Origin of the sequence: Pseudoalteromonas sp. HF66 (assembly GCF_011806445.1) — a bacterium.
Lineage (GTDB): Bacteria > Pseudomonadota > Gammaproteobacteria > Enterobacterales > Alteromonadaceae > Pseudoalteromonas > Pseudoalteromonas apostichopi.
On the sequence record NZ_JAATOU010000001.1, the window covers coordinates 499,273 to 525,143 of the forward strand.

Annotated in this window: 20 protein-coding genes; 12 read left to right on the forward strand and 8 right to left on the reverse strand. The window is 40.7% G+C overall.

Translation table 11 applies throughout. The features are described from left to right. Positions 1–56 precede the first annotated feature (56 nt). Positions 57–755, reverse strand: coding sequence for a hypothetical protein (locus HCZ11_RS02060; RefSeq protein ID WP_167657499.1), 699 nt, complete (start codon positions 753–755; stop codon positions 57–59). 371 nt (positions 756–1,126) lie between these two features. Between HCZ11_RS02060 and HCZ11_RS02065 the strand changes: the two genes are divergently transcribed. The 5 genes from HCZ11_RS02065 (at position 1,127) to HCZ11_RS02085 (ending at position 7,590) form a co-directional block, all read left to right on the forward strand. After that, the gene (locus tag HCZ11_RS02065) at positions 1,127–1,321 is read left to right on the forward strand and encodes a (2Fe-2S)-binding protein (RefSeq protein ID WP_105181791.1); all 195 of its coding nucleotides are present in this window, start codon (positions 1,127–1,129) and stop codon (positions 1,319–1,321) included. Between the two features lie 158 nt (positions 1,322–1,479). Next, positions 1,480–3,012 (forward strand): phospholipase D family protein, encoded by a 1,533-nt coding sequence (locus HCZ11_RS02070; RefSeq protein ID WP_167657500.1) that lies wholly within the window; start codon positions 1,480–1,482, stop codon positions 3,010–3,012. A 252-nt stretch (positions 3,013–3,264) separates the two neighbouring features. Continuing rightward, on the forward strand, positions 3,265–5,520 hold the full coding sequence (locus HCZ11_RS02075) for an acyl-CoA dehydrogenase (protein WP_130052737.1): 2,256 nt from the start codon (positions 3,265–3,267) through the stop codon (positions 5,518–5,520). A gap of 145 nt (positions 5,521–5,665) precedes the next feature. Next, entirely contained in the window at positions 5,666–6,616 is a 951-nt protein-coding gene (locus HCZ11_RS02080) for a phosphotransferase (protein ID WP_167657501.1), read from the forward strand. Between the two features lie 2 nt (positions 6,617–6,618). Then, entirely contained in the window at positions 6,619–7,590 is a 972-nt protein-coding gene (locus HCZ11_RS02085; protein ID WP_167657502.1) for a Gfo/Idh/MocA family protein, read from the forward strand. On the opposite strand, the gene HCZ11_RS02090 is transcribed toward HCZ11_RS02085, so the two are convergent. Then, positions 7,587–8,405 (reverse strand): hypothetical protein, encoded by an 819-nt coding sequence (locus HCZ11_RS02090; RefSeq protein WP_130052734.1) that lies wholly within the window; start codon positions 8,403–8,405, stop codon positions 7,587–7,589. The genes HCZ11_RS02085 and HCZ11_RS02090 overlap by 4 nt on opposite strands. Before the next feature lie 193 nt (positions 8,406–8,598). Here HCZ11_RS02090 and upp point away from each other — a divergent pair, with 193 nt between their 5' ends. The 5 genes from upp to HCZ11_RS02115 all read left to right on the forward strand — a co-directional run bounded on the left by upp (position 8,599) and on the right by HCZ11_RS02115 (position 15,352). Then, entirely contained in the window at positions 8,599–9,228 is a 630-nt protein-coding gene (gene upp / locus HCZ11_RS02095; protein WP_130052733.1) for a uracil phosphoribosyltransferase, read from the forward strand. Between the two features lie 9 nt (positions 9,229–9,237). After that, on the forward strand, positions 9,238–10,476 hold the full coding sequence (locus tag HCZ11_RS02100; RefSeq protein WP_130052732.1) for a uracil-xanthine permease family protein: 1,239 nt from the start codon (positions 9,238–9,240) through the stop codon (positions 10,474–10,476). Positions 10,477–10,614: 138 nt separating this feature from the next. Beyond that, the gene (locus HCZ11_RS02105; protein ID WP_167657503.1) at positions 10,615–12,357 is read left to right on the forward strand and encodes an HAD-IIB family hydrolase; all 1,743 of its coding nucleotides are present in this window, start codon (positions 10,615–10,617) and stop codon (positions 12,355–12,357) included. After that, on the forward strand, positions 12,350–13,570 hold the full coding sequence (locus tag HCZ11_RS02110) for a glycosyl transferase (RefSeq protein WP_130052730.1): 1,221 nt from the start codon (positions 12,350–12,352) through the stop codon (positions 13,568–13,570). Before HCZ11_RS02105 ends, HCZ11_RS02110 begins: the two co-directional genes overlap by 8 nt. A gap of 12 nt (positions 13,571–13,582) precedes the next feature. Beyond that, positions 13,583–15,352: a sugar phosphorylase gene (locus HCZ11_RS02115; protein WP_130052729.1), complete on the forward strand. Its 1,770-nt coding sequence runs from the start codon at positions 13,583–13,585 to the stop codon at positions 15,350–15,352. Positions 15,353–15,374: 22 nt separating this feature from the next. Here the strand turns inward: HCZ11_RS02115 and HCZ11_RS02120 are convergent, their stop codons facing one another. Then, the gene (locus HCZ11_RS02120; protein ID WP_167657504.1) at positions 15,375–16,418 is read right to left on the reverse strand and encodes an ABC transporter substrate-binding protein; all 1,044 of its coding nucleotides are present in this window, start codon (positions 16,416–16,418) and stop codon (positions 15,375–15,377) included. Positions 16,419–16,569: 151 nt separating this feature from the next. Next, the gene (locus HCZ11_RS02125) at positions 16,570–19,416 is read right to left on the reverse strand and encodes a TonB-dependent siderophore receptor (RefSeq protein WP_130052727.1); all 2,847 of its coding nucleotides are present in this window, start codon (positions 19,414–19,416) and stop codon (positions 16,570–16,572) included. A gap of 348 nt (positions 19,417–19,764) precedes the next feature. Between HCZ11_RS02125 and HCZ11_RS02130 the strand changes: the two genes are divergently transcribed. After that, positions 19,765–20,151, forward strand: a complete 387-nt coding sequence (locus HCZ11_RS02130) for a cytochrome b562 (protein WP_167657505.1) — start codon at positions 19,765–19,767, stop codon at positions 20,149–20,151. A gap of 43 nt (positions 20,152–20,194) precedes the next feature. Here the strand turns inward: HCZ11_RS02130 and ykgO are convergent, their stop codons facing one another. Then, entirely contained in the window at positions 20,195–20,332 is a 138-nt protein-coding gene (gene ykgO, locus HCZ11_RS02135; protein ID WP_054554561.1) for a type B 50S ribosomal protein L36, read from the reverse strand. A gap of 18 nt (positions 20,333–20,350) precedes the next feature. Next, a complete protein-coding gene (locus HCZ11_RS02140; protein ID WP_130052724.1) occupies positions 20,351–20,602 on the reverse strand; it encodes a type B 50S ribosomal protein L31 in 252 nt (83 codons plus the stop codon). Between the two features lie 207 nt (positions 20,603–20,809). Between HCZ11_RS02140 and HCZ11_RS02145 the strand changes: the two genes are divergently transcribed. Then, complete coding sequence (locus tag HCZ11_RS02145; RefSeq protein WP_130052723.1) at positions 20,810–21,079, forward strand: hypothetical protein; 270 nt, start codon at positions 20,810–20,812, stop codon at positions 21,077–21,079. Between the two features lie 93 nt (positions 21,080–21,172). Here HCZ11_RS02145 and HCZ11_RS02150 read toward each other — a convergent pair whose 3' ends face one another. Together HCZ11_RS02150 and HCZ11_RS02155 are read right to left on the reverse strand one after the other, a co-directional pair. Further along, complete coding sequence (locus HCZ11_RS02150; RefSeq protein WP_167657506.1) at positions 21,173–24,949, reverse strand: S8 family serine peptidase; 3,777 nt, start codon at positions 24,947–24,949, stop codon at positions 21,173–21,175. Positions 24,950–25,188: 239 nt separating this feature from the next. After that, entirely contained in the window at positions 25,189–25,842 is a 654-nt protein-coding gene (locus HCZ11_RS02155) for a DUF6058 family natural product biosynthesis protein (RefSeq protein ID WP_130052721.1), read from the reverse strand. Positions 25,843–25,871 lie beyond the last annotated feature (29 nt).

Below are 25,871 nucleotides of genomic sequence, written 5' to 3' on the forward strand. Positions count from 1 at the left end.
TTCAAGGCAAAGCGCTTGTTCGCAGTGACTTTGCCAATTGCATATTTATAAGTCCGCTAAATTACATATTTTATAAGTGAGTAGATGAAAATACACATAAAAGTAAATAGGAAGAACCATTTTATGTGAACTGTTATTGGTGACCCGCGTTTGGCTGTTCTTATCATAGTGACTGGGTAATCATACTCAACAAGTGTCTTGAAGAGTTCAGGATGTTCTAAGCTCCAGTCATTTAAAGGAATTGAATCACCATAGCGAGTTTTAAAAATCACAGAAAATAGATAGGCACGCCTAGGTTGTGGATCGTTAATATCGTAGCCGCTTTTGGTGCGTGTAAAATTCCATACGGCCTCAACATTTAGTAAATCTTCTCTTTTAATTGTTCGTGGTTTTCTGTCATCGAATAAAAGTGCGGGCAGGTAAACCTGTTCTTGGTTTATTTTTATTTCGCACAAGGGGGATTCACGGATGAAGTAACGCTTATTGGCGATAAACATCTGAATTAAATAGTAACTGAGGTAAGTAATGATCACAGCGGCAATTGCACCTGCACCGGATTGTGTTTTCCAAACAAGGAGGCATGCAATGATGAATATAGCACCAGTGATTAACTTTGCTTTGAATTTCTGCGCTTTAGGTAAAGGGACTGCGCATCTCAAGATAGGTATTTCAGGTTGCACTTTCGTTTTTATGAAAGTCTGAAAAAAGATGGAGTTAAAGTTCTCACGAGTTAATTCAACTGTAGGCGCTTCCATGTGTCCTCGGTTAAAGATTAAGTGTTGGATAAAAATAGTAAAAGCAGTGCTTTATTACCAACTAAAGGGTTCGTTTTGTTGTTTTATTAAAAATGACTTATTTATCAAAACTAATTACATGAAATCTAGCATGCATTTCAATCTAAAGAATAGCTTATAGCTAGAGCGAAACAATACCTAAAAAGTTAAAAATTTTTTCTTTACTCGCCTTGATCTAACTGCCCAAATCATAAGGGAAAATTTTAAGCTGTGTGCCATTTTGGAAATTTCGGTATAAAAGTTATGCAAATATTGCCTATAACACTATTGCGAACTATTACTGTTTAGATTAATATACTGACCATCAAGAGAAATGAGAGTGGTTTGCATTCATGTATATCTGTTTATGTCATGGTGTGACTGATAAAAAAATCGAACAAACAATTGATGATGGCGCAATGACAATGCGTGAGTTATCAAAAGAACTGCAAGTGGGTAGCCAGTGCGGCAAGTGTTGTGGTTGTTGTAAAAAAATTCTTAATCGCAAACTGATCGAGATTGCAGATATTACTGAGCAAGTAGCGTAATTACTTGCTCTTAAGCTTGCTTGCTTAACTATTTTTCCTTCGTTTAATTCTTCTAATTTATCCGCTTACTTACGAGTTTTTATTTGCTTTTAACCCCTTCATTTATTAGGGTTATAACAAAGCAGATACGTGTATCACACGGTCATTGGTAGGAAGCCATGATAACAGACTCTTCAAAATCACTTTTTTGTGTAGTACTTATTTTAATCACTGCGGGCTGTGCGCAGCTACCTTCACGAGAGTCCATTCAACCTAGCTATGCCATTGCAGCAGATACACCCAGCACCATAGGAGATGCAGTGGGTAATAATCATCCTGGGTTATCAGGGTTTTATCCTTTAGCAGATGGGGTCGATGCCTTTGTAGCTAGGTTAGCACTCATTGATTCTGCCGAGCACACCATTGATGTGCAGTACTATTTATATCACAGGCAGCAAACTACCATTTTATTTACGGCCTTTTTGTTAAAAGCCGCAGATAGAGGGGTAAGAATTCGCTTGCTGCTCGATGACTTGTCACAAGCTGACAGTGAGCTTGATTTAGCTGCACTGGCTGTTCACCCTAATATTGAAGTTCGATTATTTAATCCATTTCCTAACCGTCGTTTTAGAGCGCTTGGTTTTGTTACCAACTTTAGCCAGCTTTCTAGACGTATGCATAACAAGAGTTTTATTGTTGATAATCGAATTTTTATCACCGGTGGGCGCAACATAGGTAATGCGTATTTCTCGGCTGAAGATCACTCTGAATTTATTGATTTAGATGTGATGAGTGTTGGAGAAATAGTGCCTGAGGCATCAAAGGCATTTGATTTATATTGGAATCATCACCTGTCTTTCCCTGTTGAAGACTTGCACGGTGAGCGTGATGAGCAATCACTTATTGATATCACTAAAACCTTATCGACCTATGTTGAGCAAAATCAGCAGAGTAATTACGTTGAGCAATTACGCGAAAGCGCCTTTGTAAAACGCTTATTGCACGATGAAATAGAATTCGATTGGCAAAAGTCTGTGTTGTTTTATGATCATCCCGATAAGGTGATGAACGACGTCAGTGAAAAATCGGCCAATATGTCGCCAATGTTATTTAAAGAAATGGGCGAGCCAAAACAAAAAGCAATTATTGTGTCGCCGTATTTTATTCCCCGTGAGCAGGGCGTTAAATTGCTAACAAACTGGGCTCAGCAGGGCGTTGATGTCACTGTACTCACTAATTCTTTAGCTGCTACCGATGTATCTGCGGTGCATGCTGGTTACAAAAAGTACCGAGAAGATCTTATAAAGGGTGGGGTTAAGCTGTGGGAGTTAAAACCCAGTGACTTAATGGCCATTAAGCGCAAAGCGGGACGTAAAGTAACCGGGTCATCACAGGCAAGTTTGCACGCAAAAACCATGACCTTTGATGATGAAAAGATTTTTGTGGGTACCATGAACCTCGACCCCCGCTCAATTGATTTAAATACCGAGATGGGTGTATTAATCGAAAGCAAAAAGCTTAGCCGCTTTTTGGCCCATTGGGTTGATAATCAAATGCCCGAATATGCTTGGAAAGTCGAGCTTAAAGAGGATGATTTAGTTTGGCTCGACACAGTGAGTAATGAGCAGTTTGATGAAGAACCACAAACTTCTTCTTGGCGACGTTTTCAAGTGTGGTTTATTTCGTTATTCCCCATCGAAGATGAGCTCTAAGCCATTCCTTCAGCATTTATACCTAAGCCCAACTTTTTAGTTGGGCTTTTTGTTATCAGCCTTTAGTTGTTAACCATTTCGGGATAAAAAAAGTATTTGAGCGTACACGTGTAAACCCAATATATTCAAGTGCTTAGCATGCAAAGAAAAAATAAATATAAAAAAATGTTAAAAAAACTGGTTGGACCAATTGATCTATTGTTCATTTTATGACGTAATGTAGGTATTACTATCTGGTCGGATGAGTTTATTATGAGCTTACGTACAAAATTAAAAAAAGTATTACCTAGTATTTCAATTACAGAACAAGAAGCGTTAGATGCGGGTGATGTTTGGTTAGAAGGTTCAATCTACCAAGGTAAACCTGATTTCGATGCACTTCGTGACGTGCCAGCAGCTAAGCTAAGCACTGAAGAGCAAGCATTCTTAGATGGCCCAGTGAAAGAATTATTATCAATGATTGATGATTCTGAAATTCAAAATGGTGTTCATCTTCCTGACTACATTCTTGATTTCTTGAAAAAAGAGCGTTTTTTCTCGCTTATCATTCCTAAATCATTCGGCGGTTTAGAATTCAGCCCTTATGCAAACTCTACAATCGTTGCGACTATCGCGACGAAGAGTTCTGCGGTTGCGGTAACCGTGATGGTTCCTAACTCATTAGGCCCAGGTGAGTTATTGCTTCACTTTGGTACAAAAGAGCAACAAGATCACTACTTACCACGTCTTGCAAATGGTCGTGATATTCCTTGTTTCGCACTAACTAGCCCAGAAGCGGGTTCGGATGCGGGTGGCATTCCAGATATTGGTGTTGTTAAACGTGGTCAGTTCAATGGCGAAGAAGTGTTAGGTTTAGAAATTACCTGGGACAAACGTTACATCACACTTGCGCCAATTGCGACAGTACTAGGTTTAGCATTCAAAGTAGTTGACCCTGATGGTTTACTAGGTGGCAAAGAAAACCTAGGTATTACCTGTGCGCTTATCCCTAAAGATCACCCAGGTGTTGAACTTGGTAATCGTCATGATCCTATGGGTATCCGTTTTTATAATGGTACGACACGCGGTGAAAAAGTATTTGTACCAATGGACTTCATCATTGGTGGTCAAAAGAACATCGGTCGTGGCTGGCAAATGCTGGTTAGCTGTTTAGGTGCAGGTCGTGGTATTTCGTTACCGGCGCTTGGTGTTAGTTCATCACAAGTAGCATTTAAAGGTGCTTCAGAGTACGCAGCAGTACGTGAGCAGTTTGGTCTTGCGATTGGTCAATTCGAAGGCATCCAAGAAAAGCTAGCTGATATTGCGGGTAAAACTTACCTTCAAGAAGCAATGCGTGTATTAACCACAGAAGGTTTAGGCATGGGCTTAAAACCATCTGTAGTTACTGCGATTGCTAAATACCACATGACAGAAATTGGTCGTAACGTGCTTGATTCAGCAATGGATATACAAGCAGGTAAAGCGATTCAAAATGGTCCACAAAACACATTAGCAAGTGGTTATGTTGCACAACCAATCGCAATCACGGTTGAAGGTGCAAACATTCTTACTCGTAACTTAATGATTTTTGGTCAAGGTGTAATGCGTTGTCATCCTTATCTACAATCTATGGTTGAGTCTATCCACAGCGAAGACAAAAATGCAGATAAAGAATTCAATAGCATTTTACGTAAAACAGTAGGCTACAGCGTAGCTAACAGCTTACGAGCTTTCCGTTTAGGTGTATTACCGTTTACTGCGGGTGCTAAATCGTCACTACCCGAAGTACGTGAATACGAAAAAGCAGCGCACAAACTATCTGCAAAACTTGCAGTTTATGCTGACTTCTCGTTATTGGTACTTGGCGGCAAACTTAAACAAGCAGAAATGTTATCTGCACGTTTAGGTGACGTAATGAGCTTCTTATATGCTGCCATGGCATCGATTAAATACTACGAGCAAAAAGTAGCAAGCAGTGAACGTGAGCAAGCTGCGCCTTACTTCCACTATGCGACTCGCTTTGCACTACAAAGCGCTGAAGAAGCATTGCATAAGTTCTTAGATAACTTCCCTGCAAGTGGTACTCGTAAGTTTATGCGTTTCATTACTATGAACTATTCAATGAAGATGCCTAAGATCAGCGATGATTTAATTCGTGAACTTGCAACTCAAGCGCAAATGGATACCGCATTTAAAGCGCAAATCACTCACTTGGTTAATCCAATTGAAGGTGATGGTCATTACATTAATGAGCAAGCATATAAAGCGAAAATGGCGTGTCTTGATTTACTTAAGAAAGTTAAAAAAGCACTGCGTGCTAAAACTATCAAGCCGGGCGTTCGTTTTGCTGAAACACTTGATAATGCACTTGTTGCAAGTGTTATCAATGAAGAAGAATATGCAAAACTGATTGACTACAACAAGAAACGTGAAAAAGCGATTCGTGTTGATGAATTCGATTTTGATATGAACTTACTGGATGACAATGCAAAGCCAGTAAACCCACTTAAAAGTGTGGTAAACGAGTAATTCAACAATGCAAGTCCTTAGCAGTATTAGGACTTTATCTTCGAAAACCCGTGTTTAGCACGGGTTTTTTATTGCCTATAGGCCGTTGTGCCAGTAGCTAATTTCACCTACCATTGCCATCAGTTTATATAAATTACAGAGCGTTATGGATCTTAGGCAATTTGTTACATCTCACTTTTCAAACATTACAGGTTTGCAGCAAGCGGCATCAGTATGGAGCGGTTGCGGTGAGATTATTCGTTGCCAAATGGATGGCACTGCTGCGGTAATTAAAGCGATTGAAGTGCCTAGCCAGATCAATCATAGTCGTATAAAACAAAGTGATTTTGCGCTTGCCAGAAAGCGCCAATCTTACTTAGTCGAATTTAATTGGTATCGGCGTTACGCTAAGCAATTACCCCATGAAGCTGCGGCTATCCACTGCATCGAGGCAATACAAGAGGGCAGTAAGCAAGCGCTGTTATTTAGTGATTTCAGTGCACTTGGCTACCAGCAAGCAAGTGCTACACACAGTGACATTCAAGCAATTATAAACTGGCTTGCACATTTTCATGCTTTTCATTTAGCAAGCTCTGCTGGTGGACTTTGGCCGCGAGGTAGTTACTGGCATTTAGCAACACGACCCGATGAGCTACAGCGTATGAGCGATTTAAGCTTAAAAGCGCAGGCACACGCTATTGATACTGCGTTGAGTGAGTCACCTTACCAAACGTTAATTCATGGTGATGCTAAGCTTGCCAATTTTGCTATTTTGCCACAAAACCAGCACGTTCTTGGCTATGATTTTCAATACGTTGGCAAGGGAATTGGGGTGATTGATGTGATGTACTTTTTAGGTAGTTGTTTAGATGATGCAGCATTAAAATCAGTTGCAGATGACTATTTAAATCGCTATTTTGATACCTTCACACAAGCACTAAAGCGCTATCAACCGAGTGTCAATCCTGCGCATGTCGTTAGCAGTTGGCAAGCGCTTTGGTGTTACGCATGGAGCGATTTTTATCGCTTTTTAGCAGGTTGGAGCCCTGATCATGCAAAAATAAATGGCTACATGCAGCAGCAATTTGCAACGTACCTAACAAAAATAAAGGAATAACAATGAATAAGCCAATGCGATTTGCCATTATCGGCTGTGGTGCTGTAACCGAACTGAAAAGCGGCCCTGCTTATCAACAAGCAGAAGGTATTGCGCTTATTGGGGTGACACGTCGCGACCTAGAAAAAGCCCATGATTACGCTAAACGCCATAATGTCGCAAAGGTGTTCACATCGCCAAGCGAACTAATTAACGATAACAGTGTTGATGCAGTGTATATTGCCACGCCGCCAGATAGCCATAAAGCATTTGCTCTTGAGGTTGCAGCGGCAGGTAAACCTTGTTGTATTGAAAAGCCACTGGCACCGAGTTATCAAGACAGCCTTGACATTGTCGCAGCGTTTAAAGAGGCTAAACAGCCGCTATTTGTGGCTTATTATCGCCGTTCATTACCACGCTTTAATCACGTTAAACAATTACTTGAGCAAGGTGCCATTGGTAAGCCTCGTCATGTAAGTTGGCATTTAAGTAAAGCACCTAACGCCCTTGATTTATCGGGTGAGTATAACTGGCGCACAGATCAAAACGTGGCACGAGGTGGTTACTTTGACGATTTAGCCAGCCATGGTCTTGATTTACTTGCTTACCTTTTAGGTGATTTTAATAAGGTGCATGGTTTATGCGCTAATCAACAAGGCTTATATTCAGCATTCGATGCTATTACCGCGCACTGGCAGCATCAATCTGGTGTTACAGGCACCGGGAGTTGGAACTTTGCTTCAGCAAATCGTTTTGATGATGTGATGATTTATGGCAGTGAAGGCGAGCTTAGCTTTAGTGTTTTTGACGAAAAGCCGATTGTGCTTAACAATGCACAGGGTGCACAACAGCTCGTAATTGATAACCCTGCACATATTCAACAATATCATGTTGAAAACATGGCGAACTATTTTCATGCTCAGCAACCCCATCCATCAACTGGTGAAACTGCACTACACACAAGTTGGGTTATGGAGCAGATTTTATCGGCTTAGTGCTCAAACGCAGCATTGAAGGCATTTACTATTTGTGTGTTTTCACCTTCATGAAATAGCGCCATTAGGCGCTCACTAATTAAAGTGCGTACTTTTTCTGTTTTAAGCGCTTTGTCGAACAGCGCGATTGCTTGTTTGCCGACCTCTGTTGGTGAGCAAGCAATATAACCAAACACCGCGGCTTTTTCTGGTTTAAGGCTGATATAGCGAATACTACTTAGATCCTGTGCTCGTTTATAACGGTTACTAAATATAGTTTGATATTCTAAAACGGCATCAATTTTATTTTGAAATAACATTTGTCCGAGCCTTGGTGCATTTCTTGCCCCATCGAGTATGAAAAAATGCTCATCATTTAAACGTACAAACTGATCAATCTCTTCTGAGTATGACCGACCTTTAACTATGCCTATTGTTAAATCGTAATGAAAAATAGCTTGCACTAGTGTGATTGAGTCTGGAATGGTGGGCTTATTAAATACCACTAGCTTATTAGGGGGAAAAGCCATTATTGGGTATTGGCTGAACACAGCATGGGCCTCGCGCTCAGGGGTTTTTAATTTATTGTACAAGCAAGCATTATTCATTTTGCTTAATTGCTGCCATTCTCTTAACCGGCTTGCAGGTATAAAGCGCAGGCTGATTTCATCGCCTAGCTCAGTTGCAGCAGCAAGTAAGAACTTGGTGGCTTCATTTTTTGGATTACCATCATCTTGCGGAACAAAATCAGCCATAACTTGAATATCGAGTGTTTCACTGTGGGTAGGTAGGCAAAAGCTACAAAGTAGTATCGAAGTAAGGATAAACGTTTTCATTACTGCAGGGCCAAAAATAAATAAAGTGTTAAAGATTGCCGATACGTGTTGTTGCAAAAAAATTAATATTTGCAATGTCCTGTATGATTTTAGACCAGAACAAGAAATTAATGCAGTGAGTGTGCATTTTTTGCAGTCGAGAAGACTATTTTGCGCTAAAATAGGCGTAATTTATTTCATTTAGGTTCTACTTATGTCTATCCATGTAATTACTCATCCGTTAGTTCAACACAAACTTGGCCTTATGCGCGCACAAGGTATTAGCACAAAAAGTTTCCGTGAGCTTTCGTCTGAAGTAGGTACCTTGCTTACTTACGAAGCAACAAAAAACCTACCATTAGAAAGCGTGCAAATCACAGGGTGGGATGGTTCAACTTTAGATGTAGAGCATATTAAAGGAAAAAAAATTACTGTTGTGCCTATTCTTCGCGCCGGTCTTGGCATGATGGATGGCGTAATGCAATTATTACCTGCTGCAAAAGTAAGTGTGGTAGGTCTTCAGCGCAATGAAGAAACACTTGAACCAGTGCCTTATTTTGAAAAACTAGTTGGCAAAATTGATGAGCGTTTAAGTCTTGTTATTGACCCAATGCTGGCAACGGGCGGTTCAATGATCGCAACTATCGATATGCTGAAAAAAGCAGGCTGTAAAGATATTAAAGTGATTGTATTAGTGGCTGCACCAGAAGGCGTAGAAAAAACCCTTGCAGCGCACCCAGATGTTGAAATTTTCACAGCATCTTTAGACAGTCACTTAAACGAAAAAGGATATATTATTCCAGGCTTAGGAGATGCCGGTGATAAGATTTTTGGCACAGTGTAAGGCGCTCACGTGGAAAATCATCAAACATTTTCGTTAAAAACCATTCTAACAGGCGCGCAAATGCTGTTTGTAGCATTTGGTGCATTGGTACTTGTGCCGTTACTGACAGGCCTTGACCCAAATGTGGCTTTATTTACCGCAGGCTTAGGAACGTTACTGTTTCATGTGGTTACCAAAGGCCAAGTTCCTATCTTTTTAGCATCGTCTTTTGCTTTTATTGCACCCATTATCGCCTCAGTACAAATGTGGGGCATTCCTGCAACAATGGGCGGTTTAATGGTGGCAGGCTTTTGCTATTTTGCGCTTAGCTTGATTGTAAAGTTTAAAGGCGTAAATGCTCTGCATAAAGTGTTACCGCCTGTGGTTGTTGGCCCAGTTATTATGGTGATAGGTTTAGCCTTAGCGCCGGTTGCCGTGAATATGGCAATGGGTAAAGCTGGTGATGGCAGTGCGCAATTAGTTCCTTATGCGCAAGCTATTTGGGTTTCAGGTTTATCATTACTGGTTACGTTAATTTTTGCTGTTTGGGGCAAAGGTGTATTTAAACTTATCCCTATTCTCGCTGGCGTTATTGCAGGTTACCTTGCTTCGTTATTTATAGGTATTGTTGAATTTAGTGCGGTTACTCAAGCAAACTGGTTTGCTGTGCCGGCATTTACTTATCCTGAGTTTAAGTGGCAAGCTATTTTGTTTATGGTGCCTGTGGCAATTGCTCCGGCCATTGAACATATTGGTGACATGATGGCAATTAGCCAAGTAACAGGTAAAGACTATTTAAAGAAACCGGGTTTACATCGCACTTTACTCGGTGATGGCTTAGCAACCTCTGCGGCATCGGTTTTTGGTGGTCCACCTAATACTACTTACTCTGAAGTAACAGGTGCGGTTATGCTTACGCGTAACTTCAACCCTCGAGTGATGCTTTGGACTGCAATCATCGCAATTGTGCTCGCGTTTGTGGCAAAAATGGGCGCGGGATTACAAACTATTCCGGTTCCTGTGATGGGTGGCATCATGATTTTACTATTTGGTTCTATTGCTGTTGTTGGTTTAAATACCTTAGTAAAATCAGGTGAGGACCTTACTGCGCCTCGTAACCTGACTATAATCGCACTGATTTTAGTGTTTGGAATCGGTGGTATGCATATTGGTGGTGACGAGTTTAGTTTGCAGGGTGTGAGCTTATGCGCAATTTTGGGGATTATCTTAAATGCTGTCCTCCCCAAAGCAGTGCAACAAGCTGATTAGAACTGAATAACTGCTGGAATATTGCACCAAAAAAGCGCATTAAATATGCGCTTTTTTTGTAACTATATAAAAAATAAGGAATTATAAAACTGGTCTACTAACTGCATTTATCTCTATGTCATACTGGTAGGAGCGATTATGCAAGAGGCAAATGTTGTGGATATTACCCCGTTTTTAGCGAAGCATCAGTTACCACTCAAGTATCAATACTTAAGTGAGCAGTTTTTTATACCCCTCGCGCACGATATCTTGAGCGCAAAAATGACCGGCCAACCTATGTTGGTGGCTATCAACGGCTGCCAAGGTTCAGGTAAAACAACTCTCGCTGATTTTTTAGTGACTTGGGTTAATAGTAATACCGAATTTAATAGCGTGTCATTATCAATCGATGACTTTTATTTAAGCCGTGATGCACGCAATGAGCTTGCTAAAGATGTTCATCCTTTGTTTGCGAGTCGTGGGGTACCGGGTACGCATGATACGCAATTAATGGAACAAACCTTATCGGCTTTGTTGGCAGGTAAAATGGATGTGCCACTACCTCAATTTGACAAGCTAACCGATGATCCTGTGCCACAATCGCAGTGGCCTAGTAACCAAAAACCGATTGATATCGTGTTTTTTGAAGGCTGGTGTGTAGCCAGTACACCGCAGCAACCTTATCAACTACAAACTCCAGTTAATGAATTAGAGCAACTAGAAGATGCCGACGGCATTTGGCGTCGCTGCGTAAATAGTTGCTTAGCAAATGAATATCAAAATGTATTCGCAATGGCTGATTACACCATTATGTTAAAAGCGCCTTCATTTGAAGATGTGTATGCTTGGCGGTTAGAGCAGGAGCATAAGTTAATCGCCAAAAAAGGCGAAGGACAGGGTACTTTTGATGAACAGAGTTTAAAACGTTTTATCTCTCATTTTGAGCGTATTACGCGTGAAAATTTAGCAACCCTCGCGCAGAGTGTAGATGCTTTATTATTACTCGACACAGACCGTGACATCACTAAGATGGAACTACTCGCTGACCAAATTGCTCAGCCACTTATTTTTACCGACTTAGACGGCACATTGCTCGATCACGATAGCTACGAATGTGAGGTGATCAAACCATTTTTGGCAAAGTTGAATGATACCGGTGTCAATGTCATTTTTAATACCAGCAAAACCTTTGCTGAAGTCACTGATATTCAAAACGGTTTGGCTCATCATCAACCTTTTATTGTTGAAAATGGCGCGGCTGTTTACATCCCGAAAGACTATTTTAAAGTAAAGCCGATTGGCTGTGATGAATATCAAGGTTATTGGCGCTTTGCTATGACACAAAGTACCGATAAATTGCATGAAGATCTTAAACGATATGCGAGTGATTATAGTCATTGTGTACGCTTATTTAGTCAATTTAGTGCACAAGAAATAGCCAAATTAACAGGGCTACCTGTCGATAAAAGTGAACTGGCTTTACAAAGACAGTACTCAGATCCGGTTTGTTTCTCGGGCAGCGATGAAGAAAAACAAGGCCTGATAGATGCAATGAGCCAAGCTGGCTACGAAGTGCTTGTTGGCGGGCGTTTTATCCATTTAACCAAAGGTAACAACAAAGGGCTTGCACAAAAGTGGCTGTTAAATCAGTTTAAAAAAGCCTATCGCAATCCATTTACTGTGATTGCCCTTGGCGACAGTCAAAACGATGTAGCCATGCTAAAGGCGGCCGATACCGCCATATTAATCAATAACCCTGGCAGCCAAGTTCAATCACAAATACTACAAAAAGCCTGGCAGCTCAGCGAAAAACCAGCCCCTGCGGGTTGGGTTCAAGAAGTTTCTGCGTTAACTATCATCAAAGCGCGTTTTGCAGCAAAACAGGAGCAATCTCATGGCTGATTTCTATCAAAATGGCATTATCACTACGCTACACAATATTGCTGATCGCCCAGTAGAAGAACTAGAAAAAGAGTTGTTGGGCTTTTCTAAACAACGCCCAATGGGCCTTATATTACCCTCGCTTTACAGTGAGTTAGAAGGGCCAGCTTTGCAAAATATTATTGCTGAGCTGAAACATGTGCCTTACTTATCGCAAATAACCATTGGCCTTGATCGCGCCGACGAAAGCCAATATCGCCATGCACTGCAGTTTTTTGCAGAGCTTGATCAACACCATAAGGTACTTTGGAATGATGGCCCGCGTCTACAAGCCCTTGATAAAGAACTTCAAAAGTTAGGTGTTGCGCCACGAGAATTAGGTAAAGGCCGTAATGTTTGGTATTGCATGGGTTATAAACTCGCCACCTCAAAAGTGGAATCAATTGCATTACATGACTGTGATATATTGACATACGATAGAGCACTTTTAGCTCGCTTGATTTACCCTGTTGCTCATCCTCGTTTTAACTATGAGTTTTGTAAAGGGTTTTACCCTCGCACTGCAGAAGGCAAAATCAATGGCCGTGTATCTCGTTTATTAGTTACGCCATTACTGCGTTCATTTAAAACGATCTTGGGCAGTAGTGATTATCTAGAGTATATGGATTCGTTTCGATATCCATTAGCTGGAGAGTTTTCATTCCGTCGCGATGTACTCAACGATATCCGTATTCCAAGTGACTGGGGCTTAGAAATTGGCGTGTTATCAGAGATGTATCGCAATTACTCGCATAATCGTTTATGTCAGGTTGATATTGCTGATAACTATGACCATAAACATCAAGACTTATCACTAGGCAATCAAGCTGCGGGCTTGTCGAAAATGTCGATTGATATAACTAAAGCTCTATTCAGAAAGCTGGCTACTCAAGGGGTTACTTTTACGAGCGAAACAATTCGTTCATTAAAAGCAACGTATTATCGTATCGCCCTCGACTTTATTGAAACATATCACAATGATGCGCTTATGAATGGTTTAACATTGGATATTCACCAAGAAGAGAAAGCCGTTGAAATGTTTGCACAAAATATTATGAATGCGGGTCAGCATTTTCTAGAAAACCCAATGGAAGCACCATTTGTGCCGAGTTGGAACAGAGTAGCCTCGGCAATGCCAGATGTATTTGCTCGCTTAGAAGAAGCCGTAGAGCTTGATAACAAAGAATATATTTAACGGGGAAGGCACGTGACTTTAGAGCTACTCCAACAAAGGGTTATTCAGCATTTAACCTGCATCTACGGCGAGGTTGAACTATCAACAACGCTTGAACAACTCGCAGACAGATTAATCGATACCATGTTAGGTGATGATCCTGTTCGTGACCCAACGCCGCATAAAAACCGTTGGGATGAGCAAGATATGATTTTAATCGCCTATGGTGATTCGATTATTCGCCATGCTAACACGGATGAAGCGGTTGCTAAGCCTGAAGAGCCACCTTTGCATACCTTACATCGCTTTGTAAAAAACCAATGCTTGCCTGAACTTAATGCATTACACATTTTGCCATTTTACCCGTATAGCTCAGATGAAGGCTTCGCGGTAATGAACTATGTGCAAGTGAATGAAGCGTTAGGCAGTTGGCAGCATATCCGCGATATTTCGAAGGATGTCAGGTTGATGGCTGATTTAGTGATCAATCATTGCTCTAGCAGAAGTGTTTGGTTTGAAAACTTTATTCAAGGCAAAGAGCCTGGTAAGAGTTATTTTAAAACAGCAAGCCCGAGTGACGATCTTGTTCAAGTTGTTCGCCCGCGAACATCGCCTCTTTTACAAGCGGTTGAAACAAAAAACGGTTTGCAACATGTATGGTGTACGTTTAGCCACGATCAAGTCGACTTTGATTTTGCCAACCCAGATGTGCTCAATGAGTTTGTCAGCATTATTCGTCATTATTTAGATAATGGTGTACGAATTTTCCGCCTCGATGCGGTGGCATTTTTATGGAAAAAGCTGAATACCCGCTGCATTAACCTACCAGAAACTCACGAAGTGATCAGATTACTTCGCACCCTGATAGAGCATTTTGAGCCTAACGTGATTATTATCACTGAAACCAATATTCCAAACCGCGAAAACCTCTCTTATTTTGGTAATGCCAACGAAGCACATTGTATTTACAATTTCTCATTACCGCCTTTGCTATTACATACCTTACTGAGTGGCGATAGCACCGCATTAAAGCACTGGATGATGAGCATGCCACCCCCTCAAGAAGGGACTGCATACTTTAACTTTATAGCATCACATGATGGTATAGGTTTAAGGCCTGTCGAAGGGTTATTGGAGCAAAGTGAAATTGCCGAAATGGTCAGTACCACGGCTAAATATGGCGGTAAAGTATCATTACGTACCGCACCAGATGGCACCAACACCCCTTATGAGTTAAACATCGCATTGTTTGATGCGCTGCAAGGTACCCATAAAGGCCCAGATAAATGGGGGGTTGCACGCTTTTTATGTGCGCATGCCATTATGTTTGCACTTGAAGGTATTCCAGGTTTGTATATTCATAGCTTACTCGGTACTACCAATGATTATGAACGCTTTGAAAACAGCCAACATAACCGAGCGATTAACCGTCACCGCTGGCAAGAGTCAGATTTACTTGCCAAGTTGAGTAACGAAAATGCTCATCATCGTACTGTGTTTAAAGCGATGAAAAACCTAATGGCTATTCGTAAGGCACAAAGCGCTTTTCACCCTAATGCAACGCAATATACATTACATTTAAGCGAGGGGTTATTTGGTTTTTGGCGACAAAGTATCAACCGTTCGCAAAGTATGTTTTGTGTTTATAACATCAGTGACGAGACGCAAACTCTTACTCTTGCCGACTTAAATTTGATTGGTACTGAGCAGTGGCGTGATTTAATCAGCGGTGAGCAAATTACCGAGCAGACAAAAACCATGTCGCTAACCCCATACCAAGCTGTATGGCTCAGCAATAAATGAAGGCAGGCACTGTAAATGCCCTTTACAGTGCGCTTTTTGTTGCCTCTAAGAGAAGAGATTCAACACTAAAGGGGAGGGCATTTTTATGCGCATTACTGAAAACGCGAAAGTTAATTGCCAAGTTATCACTGTGAATTTGTTCAACGAGTTTAAGCGTTTGTTCGTTATGTTGACTGAAAATGGCCACTTTTTGATGAATAGGTCCAGAGGAGTGTTTATTCAGTAAGTCATGAATATTCACCACTGCTAAAGCCCCCAGCGTAACATGACCACCGATAGTGACGTCTATTTTTTCTGCTACAGCTCGAAGCGGCCAGTTAATTGCACCAACTAATACTTCTTTGCGTTTGTTTAATTCATCAAGCGCAGCAATCGCTCCTAAGGCCATAGCATCGTTGGCTGCCCAAACAATATTAATGGTTGGTTGATGGCTAAAAAAGCCAAGGCTATGACGATACGCTTGTGTTGCTGACCAGTTGGCAACAGTTTTCGCCGTGATGTGCGTATTATCATGCGTTAATATACTTTGTTTTAAACCTTGCTCCCTATCAAGAGCTGCATGAGTGGTGTAATCGCCATTTATCGCAAAAACATTAGCAGCTTGTTGACTATTTTCAATCAGCTTATTGGCAAGAAGTTGCCCCGCTTGTGTGTTATCGGGTACCACGCTACCTGTGATATTAATACCATGATCAATCAATCTTTTTAGTTCTTTTTCAGATGGGCGGTTAAGTAAAAAGTAGATCGGCGTAGAAGTGTGTTCTATGCTCAAAAGATGTTGGGTTAGCACGCTTTTCTCATCAACTAAAATCAGCATATCTGGCTTTGCTTTAATCGCTTTAGCCACTAATGACTTCATTTCAATATGATTTCGGTTGGCATAATGGATGGTTAAATCGAGATCAAAGTCTTTGGCAGCGTCACGCATCATCTGCGACACTTCAAACCAAAACGGGCCCGTGACATTAGTATCGGCATGGCCAGGATTTATAAAAATAACACTTTGCTTGGCAAATACACTCGGTAAGCAAAATAGGCAGATAGTGAAAAATACCGTTTTTAGCATGGGTAAGTTAAGTTAATTGACTGATTTGCCCTAGTATATAACTTGAATTGATAGGTTTTAAGTAATGGATTGGAATAAGATCGTTTTTGACTTCTTAAATGAAAAAGGGCTGCATAAAAGTGCAGCCCTAAGAGAATCAAATTTTTTACGATTAGAAGTCGTAAGAAAGTCTTAAGTAGCCGAAGCGGCCAATGTTGTCATAACTCGCACTTCCTGAGCCAGTACCTATCGTACCGAATGGAAGTTTGCGGTTAAAGATGTTATCAACTCCTAGCTTAACGCCAAAACCGTTTTCGAAGTTATACCCAACTGTTGCATCAGAGATAACATAGGTACCAAATTTAGTTAAGCTATTTGGATTCGGGTTATCTTCTAGATCTTGGTCTGTATAAAGGCTTACCTCATCAATATAACGAGTATCAAGCGTAGTGAAGAAACCATCACGCTTATATGAGATTGAAAGGTTTGCCTGCCACTTCGCTTCGCCAGTTGTACCTGCATATTCGATATAATCTTCAGGTTGATCTTGGAAAGGATAGTCTTTACGTTCAATTAAGTACGTACCAATTAAACGTGTAGAGAAGTTACCTTCTAATGCATCAAAGTCATAACCTAACTCAAAGTCAACACCCGATGCTTCTTGACCAGAAACGTTTAATACCGAGTTTTGAATCAATGTAATTTCACTTGATGCGCTATCACGCGTAATTAAATTACAGTATTGGTTATTGATACCGCCTTCAGCGTCAACACAGCGATCAAGAATTTCTTGAGATGCAATTGTTGAGATTGCGTCTTCAAGTTCAATTTTCCAATAGTCGATTGTAACAACTGAGTTTTCTAGGAATGAAGGTTGGTAAACTAAACCAATAGTCGTACTAGTTGACTCTTCACCTTTTACATCTCGGTTACCACTTACTAAACCTTCAAGGGTTTGTGCATCGTAATCTGATTCAAAATCTGCAGGCACACCAAGGGCTGCACAGTTCGCGCGGCGTACTTCTGAATTTTGTAAATCATTTAAGTTATCAGCTAAACAAGGATCGTCAACACTGTAGAAGGTTTGGCTAGGTGCACCGAAGATTTCGCCAATGTTTGGTGCACGAAGGGCTTCAGATTGTGTGGCACGAACACGTAATTGGTCGTTAACAGTCCAATCTAAACCAACTTTCCAGCTTGTTGCATCGCCAATTGTGCTGTAGTCAGCGTAACGTACCGCTGTATCTAGAACTAAGTCTTGTACAAGAGGTAAGTCGGCAAGAAGTGGGATTGATGCTTCGAAGTAAATTTCATTTACGTCAAACTCACCTTTGTCTTCACCCAGCGCGTTAAAGAACGTACCTACTGCGTTGTCTGGCTCTTCAGTTTCACTTTCTTCTTTACGGTATTCAACACCGGCAGCAAAACCAACATAGCCAGCTGGTAATTCATAAATTGCAGAGTTTGCGAGTGATGCTGTTACAACAGTTTGGGTGATTGTTGATGTACCTGTTGATACGGTATTGATATAGTCAATTGCTTCTTGGCTAGGTGCACCAAAGCCCATGATATTTACTGGTACACAGCCATCAGCACGTGCTTCTTCACTACGACAAACAATGTTGCCTGAACCATCATCAATAGCATCCAGGGCATTGTAATAGTTCGCCATGATCATATTTGCGCCATTAACGCGCTCTAGATCTGTTTGACCGTAAACAACCGATGCATCTAATTCCCAATCTGTAAATACAGTGCCTTTTAAGCCTGTAACAAAACGGGTTGTTTCACGTGTGTTGTTTTCTATACGACGACCTAAATCAGTCATCATACGGTTAACCATAATAGAGCTAACACCTTCTTGTTCCATTAGATTTTTAACACTAGAGTCAAGATAAGGGTTGTCAATCTTAATGCTGTTATTTGGATTAAAGAAGAAGAATGCTGGCTGACCTATGCTTTGGCCTTCGCTGTTAACGTATTTTGCTTCAAAGTAAGCATTCATATCTTCAGCAACGTCATAGTTAACTTTAAAGTTTACGTTGTAACGTTCAAATTCAGGTTGAATCTCATTGAATTGTGCAAGGTTAAACGAATCACAATTAGCACAAGATAAGCCGTCGACTTGGTCGCCAATATTGAGTTCGCGATAAGTGCCATCTGGGTTGAATGAGTTCACATAGCCATTACTTAACGCGAAAACACCTGCATTATTGATTGCATAGTAGCCGGCATTTGGTGTGTAGATAAAATCAGGGAAGTTTGGATCGTCTTTGTTTTCTTCAGTTTGCGCAGTGTTACGCATGCTACGATAAGAGCCGTCTGTCCATGGGTGATCAAGCGCATTGAGCGTATCTTGTGCTGAATACTCAACAGCAAAGGCTACATTACCACGGTCATTATCGAAGTTTGTGCCATATGAGAATGTCGCTTTTTCGTTATTGTAATCGCTAAGGTCAGACTCACCGCGAGTTACACTTGCACTAAAGCCTTCAATGTTCTTTTTTAGAATAAAGTTAACTACGCCTGTTACAGCGTCGGCACCATATACTGCAGATGCACCACCTGTGATGATCTCAACACGCTCTACCCATACACTAGGAATTGTATTGGTATCAACTGATTGAGAGCCCGCAGAGCTAGATACATGGCGTTTACCATTGACGAGTACTAGCGTACGGTCAGTACCCATGTTGCGTAAATCAAGAATGTTTAGGCCTGCAGTACCGATAAAGCGACCTGAGTTTGAAAGGGAAAAAGTATTACCAAGAGCTGGTAATTTATTTAGTGCCTCACCGATATTAACAGCGCCGGTATTAACTAAGTCATCACCACTGATAACCGTTACTGGAGCTGGAGCTATAGCACCTTCGCGTAAAATACGAGAACCTGTTACTTCGATTCGGTCGATTGATTTAGCACCTTGATCTTCAGCAGCCATCGATTGGCTAGAAATGGCAAGCGCCGATGAGCAAAGAGCGAGCTTGATGCTGGCACCTAAATAATTATTTTTTATCATTGTTTCACCTGTTATTTTATTGTTCTTTCCCTGGAAGGGTTTTGTTAAATGTTGTTTCCAACATGTTAACGGTTGTTACTCTATCATTGTCCCTGTTTATTTCAAATAAAAAATACGTAGCAAAATGTATTTGGTTTAATTCTTTTTTTTCAGTCACTTATATGGATGGTTTGTTTTTTATTTCAAAATTTAATGTTGGATTGTTTTTGTTTCTGTAATTATGGTGGGATTATTGATGCGTTTATTTGTATAAAGGTGATGTGTTATGAACTTAATCTAAATGTCAGAATTAGGCTGTGCCTGAGTTTCGGTTTATAATGCTGCAATAGTTATATATATGAGAGTTTTATGAAAATTTTTATCGTTAGCTTATTGTTGTTTTATTCGAGTGTTGGTTCGGCTACCAGTATAGATCTTGAGGCCAATATGAAAAATATGGGACTTGCTTATAAAAACTCTGTACGTGCTAATGATCTTGCCACCTTTAATACAGCTATTGATGAATTTATTGAATTGTTAGAGACAGCTAAAACTGCTGATTTTAAACAGCATAAAACGGCGTCTTTAGAAGGGCTGAATAAAGTAATAAATCAAGCAAAACAAGCTAAGCAGCTTGCAAGTACTCATGGCCTTGAAGCTGCTAAGGCGCCGCTTAAATCTATTGATGAGCTCAGAAAAAAATATCATGAGCTACATGAGCCACCAGGCTTTTGGGAGTTGTTATTTGGTAAGTAAGTTAGATTTACTTTAATTTTAAAAAGGTGCCGAGGCACCTTTTTTAACGCTTTTTCTTTTTACCTTGAACTGCTTTAAAACGCGGATTGTCTTTATTAATAACATAGACACGACCCTTACGTTTTACGATTTGGCAGCCCGGGCGGTTCTTAGCACTTTTTAATGAACTTAATACTTTCATGTTCTTTCCTTAAAGTAACTATTTGCTCGCTAAGTTTTTGAAACGACGATTAAATGCTGCTACACGTCCATCGCTTGCTAGGGCTTTTTGTTTACCAGTATAAAACGGATGAGAGTCGCTTGAGATATCTATTGGTACATAAGGGTAAGTTTTTCCCTCAAGTTCAATCGTACGCGAAGTTTTGATAGTAGAACCAATAATAAAGTAGCTGTCTGCCGCTGTATCATGAAAAGCGACTTGCTGGTAATCAGGGTGGATATTGGGCTTCATAATTCAACTCTGTGTTATGTGATAATGTATCAAATATATAGTGGTTGTGTATTGATATCAAGATGGAAATAATTCTTATTTATTGTGTTCTGTTTTAAATTTATACAAGCTGAGCAATCAATAAGCAGTTAGCTTTAAAAAGCTGGATATTGTCGATAAGGCTGTTATAACTAGGTATGCGTGCTTATTTTAAAGAAGGATATGGAAGTGAATGATAAAACTAGCCGTGAAGAACTAGATCAAAATGTAATGAACATGCTTCGCGATAAAGACCATTCTATTTTAGCTAATCATGTAGATATTTTGTCTTGTAGTCACAACGATATTATTGAGCTGTTAGCACAATATTTAGCACTAAGTGAACAAGATGATGATGAACGTTTTGATACTTGGTTTGATAATCTAAGTAAAGAGCAACATACCGTCGTTAAAACTTTTGAAGTTTATCGCGGGCAGTATGAGCATTTAGATTCTTAATACCTATTCATGCTTGAATATATTGTGTTTAAGCATCATGTTTTATATGAAAAAAGCCACCCGAAGGCGGCTTTGCTGATTAGCGCTAACTAATTATTTGAGCATATAAGCACGTAATGTAAATTGCTCAGCTGTGCTTGTGCCATAATCACTTACAACAGTACGAATGTGGACAAAATCACCTGAGTTGCCATCATTTGGAATTGTCGCAATCCATTCACCATCAATATTTTGTATCTGTGCATCAACCCAGTTTTCTGGGGAGAACTTGTCTGATACAGGGCAGTAGATGTACGCAGGAATTGAGGTAATTGCACACTCTTGACCATAGGCATATTGGAACTGTACGTCTGCTAACGGAACTTCGCCAACACCATCAAGTAAGCCTGATAACTTAACCTGTGCAGCTTCGCCTACATTCATCGTGTTTTCGATGTCTACAGGTAAATCAATCATAGGTATCAGTACTGGTTGTATACCTTGATGCTGCTCATTGGCAGTAAAAGTATAGAAGCCTTGGTATAGTGATCCTAGGTTGTCTTTAACAGGAGAGCGCTCACCAACACCACGTGCGTATGAACGCACCTCGAGTGTAATTTGGTGGTCGCCAGGTTCAAGAGTTAGGGTGCCTTGATAAGGGGATACAGGCTTACCATCTAAAGTTAAACCGAAAGCCGAACTACCCATATAGCCAAACATCCCGTCGTGATTAGAGGCATCGCCAAAGGCTGCAATATTGAAGTGGAGTAAGTTAGTATCTCGGCGGATAATTGGCGAACCACTGCTGCCTAAGCTACCAGCACGAGGGCCTTTGAACCATGTTGTTGTTTCTTCTTCTGCGGGTGTCATTGTACGTGGACCATCAAAGTAAGCGCCAGAACTTTGCATTTGATAATTTGGCATGACGATATTCGTCCACGCATTCTTCGTTGTGGCTGTGTAATACTCTTCACGTACATGAGGTAGCATGATCATCTGTGTACTACCTGTAGAGTAAAACTCACCTGTACTGTTGGTCATTGCCATCGCATCAGTCCAAGACGGACGTTCATCATTTTGTGAATGATAAGAAGCGGTGATCTTATGCATCTTATGTTCAGTGATATTGATTTGACCTGATTGAATACGACCATCAGTAATATGATTAATAGAGTAGGCATAAGGTGAGCGTTCGGCTGCAATCCCTGACCAACTTACCATATTATTACCTGCTTCGATCTCAGTCATAAGCGTTTCACCTTGCTCAGAACTAATACCAATTACAGGTATTTTAGGTGTGCCTGTAATGGTTCCTTTATAGCGACCTGCACGAGATGGACGATAGAAGATTACGCCAATGGCGCCATTCTTCATCGCGTTACCAACCATGTAAGAAGTCAGATAATAAGGGTTAGTAATAAGGGCTATTTTACCTTCTAACTGAAATTGACTCCAGTCAGTGCTATAACCTGCATCACCTACTGGTACTACTTCAGCAGAGCCTTCGCCATGAAAAGAAAGTGCTAAGCCTTGCTTAATATAGTCAAGCTCAACGCCATTTTGCATTTTTACCGTTGTTTCTGGTGCAAGTGCGCGTGTAGTGACAAATGAGCGGAAACGATCATCATGACCTTGAGACCATGCAAACATATCACTTACATAATCTGGTGCCATTTCAATGCCGGCTAGTTTCGCTACTTTTTCATCGTCTAGGGCATAGGTGAAACCAAAAGAATAACCTTGAGGAGCAAGAGGTTGTTCAGCTTTGAAGGTTACTTGTTGAGCTGTTCGAGCATCTAAATCAATTACTGTAGTACTATCAATTTTTCTATTTAGAACGGCCATTTGCGCTGCTGAATCAACGAGACCTGAATTTGAGTCAGGGTTATCGTAAGTCATGATATTAGCCACAATAGTATAGTAACCAGCAGGTACTTCAGCTTCTGCTTTCCCACCATTTAGTCGGACAAGTGAACCCCAATCATCTTCTTCATTAATTAGATACACCTTTGAAGGAGCACTTGCACGATTACCCCAACGGTCAGTTAAGTTGACTGTGAGAGAAACTTTTGGTTGATCTATCCAAAAAGAGACGGGAACAATAAGTTGCTCATTGCTTTGGCTTGTTGAAGTACCTGTAATACGACCAGTAATCGCTCCGTATGCACCGTTTCTCAATGCAACAGACGGGTCGATCCACATTGGTACTTGCGCTTCGCCATTGGCTGGTATTGTAATTGATTTAGCAGCTAGTCCTGCCAGTGTCGCTGGTAATTGTGTTTTACCATCTTCACCAATTAAATCGAGTTTTAATTTTAGGGTGATATCTTTATGCGAGATATTTTTTAAGGTTACTGATGTTTCAGTAAAAGCATCGTTTTCAGTATGCTTAAAAAAGCCAAGTTCTCTGTTAGGTGGGGCAATGATGGCTTGATCAATCGCGCGATTGATATCCATCGGGCCTGCGCCTTGCTCAAGTACATGTGAATCGGTTATTTTTACAGATGAAGTCAGTACATCTTTTATTTGTTGTGGTGTTAAATCATGGCGGGCCTGCATGACAATAGCTGCTCCTCCAGCTACGTGGGGGGCTGACATCGATGTACCAGAGTAAACTCGGTATGCAGTATCACCTAAGCCACCCGATGCAGCTGCTACAACTGACACACCTTGTGAGGTAATATCTGGTTTTGCTGAGTGACCATCTGGTGATGGACCGCGCGAAGAGAACGAAGCTGTATTACCGTCACGATCTATAGCACCAACGGTTAGTGCACTTGGCGCACAGCCCGGTGAACCAATAGTTTCACGGGTAAAACTATTACCTGCCGAGATAATAAATAATGCCTTCTCGCTAAGAGCTTCAACCATGTCAACGAGTGGGCCACTACAAGTTGTTGCCGTACCGCCGAGAGACATATTAACAATATCTGCTTGTTCATCCATGACAGCCCAATACATCCCATTTAGGATTCCTAGTGTTGAACCGCCGCCATTATTACCAAGTACCTTACCGATTATAAGCTCTGAACCGGGTGCAACACCGACCCATTTACCATCAGATTCGTGACCATTACCAGCCACGGTTGAAGCAGTGTGTGTACCGTGACCATTTATATCGTCAACACCGTTACTTGAATATGTAAAATCACGAGATGCAACTACACGTCCATGTAAATCAGGGTGTTCAGTGTCATAGCCTGTATCAAGAACGGCTACTTTAATACCTGCTCCATTGTAGTTAATGGCTGCTTCACCATAAGCTCCGGTTAAAGGTACTGTCGGTGTTAATGTCTCTGACTTTGAGACTTTATGAGCATGAACGATAGCATCTAACCAAATACCTTCTACATCAGCTTGTGATGCTAGCGTTTGCCAAGCTTGAGCGGCTTTATCTTTACTAATTGCGAATGCTGCACTGTCGATAAGTTCTATTTCGCTAGTCAATGATATGCCTGCAAATGTCTTTGGTACTGCCGTACCTGCAAGGCTGCCATCGCGATATTCAACAATTATAGGCAGTACATCAGTAGATGCATCATCATAACCAGACTCGTAAAGTTTATTGATATTAAATAATTCCATATCAATTGATTGTGAATTTACAAGGGCTTGTGCTTGCGTTGGGATAACATAAGTACTTTTACCACGTTTAAAAATACTCGTAATTGCATCAGAGCCATCTGCATTGAGTAAACGAATACCACCTAACTCACCGTTTTTATTGACGACCGCAGATACTTTGTCCCCTGTAATCAGTGTAAAGGTAAGCGCATCTGTTTTTGTTTTAGTGATGGCAACATCTTGTGCCATTGCTGGTTGCGCTAAACTCAAGCCGAGCATAGCCAAGTAGGTCGCATTTATGCGACCAAGCCTTGAAAAAGGTTTCATCTTTCAATCCTTCATTTATGATTTAATTAGTTGAGAAGAAAAGAGCACTGTTCATTGTTAATGTGCATTGCACTCGCAACTTAAGTAACTCAACTAGATCAATCTAACGATTAAAAATATGAATACCTACAAAACAAAAGTAGCAAATTGTATTAACCAAATGGTAACAATTTAAACGTTGCTGTAACTTTACCCGGTCGTTCAGTTTTACTTCATTTTAGAGTGGCAAATTAATCGGGTTATTTTATTGATAGGTCGTATTTAGTGACCACGTTATCTATATAACGATGTCTTAAAGTGTTTTTACCCTCGTTTCCAGTACCATAACTTAAAGCGCGGTTCATTAATTTGAGAGCTTTATGTAAGCTTTGTCGCTCCTCCAAAGTTAAGCCGATTTTAGTGCGTAGCTCAGTAATATCATCAATAAGTAATTTAGCGACATCTAGCTGCACTGCTTCTTCAACTAAGCCATTTTGTGTGAGGACGCCATATTTGCTGCATAAAAACTGTTGCCATACTTGTTGTAAGTGTTCCTCAATTTCACTACCAAACAACTCTTCATTTATTGCAAATCCTTGCTCGGCCAGTTTACTCAGATGATTTGAATATTGCTGGGCAAAATAATTAAATGCTTGGCAAGATGAAGTAATGTCATGCTTAATAATTAATTGCCCCCAACTCGCCGCGCCACGAGGGTAGTAGTCTTGATATTCTTCGCATTGGTAAATACCTGAATATGAACTGCACTCTAACTGACTCTGCAAACAGTAACTTGGCTTTGGAAATAAACTACTTTGCTGCCATTCTGATAAGGTTTCCTCATCAATTGATAGGGTCTGACATAGCTCTTCGGTAGTGTAAAAGTAGGTTGCCAAAAATTTAGAAAGTTGCATTGTCAAATACTCGTTATAAATACTGTTGA

Coding starts and splice junctions, on each gene's coding strand:
- ykgO (WP_054554561.1), bottom strand. CDS start 20,332: ATGAAAGTATTAAGTTCATTAAAAAGTGCTAAGAACCGCCCGGGCTGC.
- HCZ11_RS02105 (WP_167657503.1), top strand. CDS start 10,615: ATGCAAGAGGCAAATGTTGTGGATATTACCCCGTTTTTAGCGAAGCAT.
- HCZ11_RS02140 (WP_130052724.1), bottom strand. CDS start 20,602: ATGAAGCCCAATATCCACCCTGATTACCAGCAAGTCGCTTTTCATGAT.
- HCZ11_RS02125 (WP_130052727.1), bottom strand. CDS start 19,416: ATGATAAAAAATAATTATTTAGGTGCCAGCATCAAGCTCGCTCTTTGC.
- HCZ11_RS02110 (WP_130052730.1), top strand. CDS start 12,350: ATGGCTGATTTCTATCAAAATGGCATTATCACTACGCTACACAATATT.
- HCZ11_RS02060 (WP_167657499.1), bottom strand. CDS start 755: ATGGAAGCGCCTACAGTTGAATTAACTCGTGAGAACTTTAACTCCATC.
- HCZ11_RS02075 (WP_130052737.1), top strand. CDS start 3,265: ATGAGCTTACGTACAAAATTAAAAAAAGTATTACCTAGTATTTCAATT.
- HCZ11_RS02150 (WP_167657506.1), bottom strand. CDS start 24,949: ATGAAACCTTTTTCAAGGCTTGGTCGCATAAATGCGACCTACTTGGCT.
- HCZ11_RS02130 (WP_167657505.1), top strand. CDS start 19,765: ATGAAAATTTTTATCGTTAGCTTATTGTTGTTTTATTCGAGTGTTGGT.
- upp (WP_130052733.1), top strand. CDS start 8,599: ATGTCTATCCATGTAATTACTCATCCGTTAGTTCAACACAAACTTGGC.
- HCZ11_RS02090 (WP_130052734.1), bottom strand. CDS start 8,405: ATGAAAACGTTTATCCTTACTTCGATACTACTTTGTAGCTTTTGCCTA.
- HCZ11_RS02155 (WP_130052721.1), bottom strand. CDS start 25,842: ATGCAACTTTCTAAATTTTTGGCAACCTACTTTTACACTACCGAAGAG.
- HCZ11_RS02070 (WP_167657500.1), top strand. CDS start 1,480: ATGATAACAGACTCTTCAAAATCACTTTTTTGTGTAGTACTTATTTTA.
- HCZ11_RS02085 (WP_167657502.1), top strand. CDS start 6,619: ATGAATAAGCCAATGCGATTTGCCATTATCGGCTGTGGTGCTGTAACC.
- HCZ11_RS02120 (WP_167657504.1), bottom strand. CDS start 16,418: ATGCTAAAAACGGTATTTTTCACTATCTGCCTATTTTGCTTACCGAGT.
- HCZ11_RS02080 (WP_167657501.1), top strand. CDS start 5,666: ATGGATCTTAGGCAATTTGTTACATCTCACTTTTCAAACATTACAGGT.
- HCZ11_RS02065 (WP_105181791.1), top strand. CDS start 1,127: ATGTATATCTGTTTATGTCATGGTGTGACTGATAAAAAAATCGAACAA.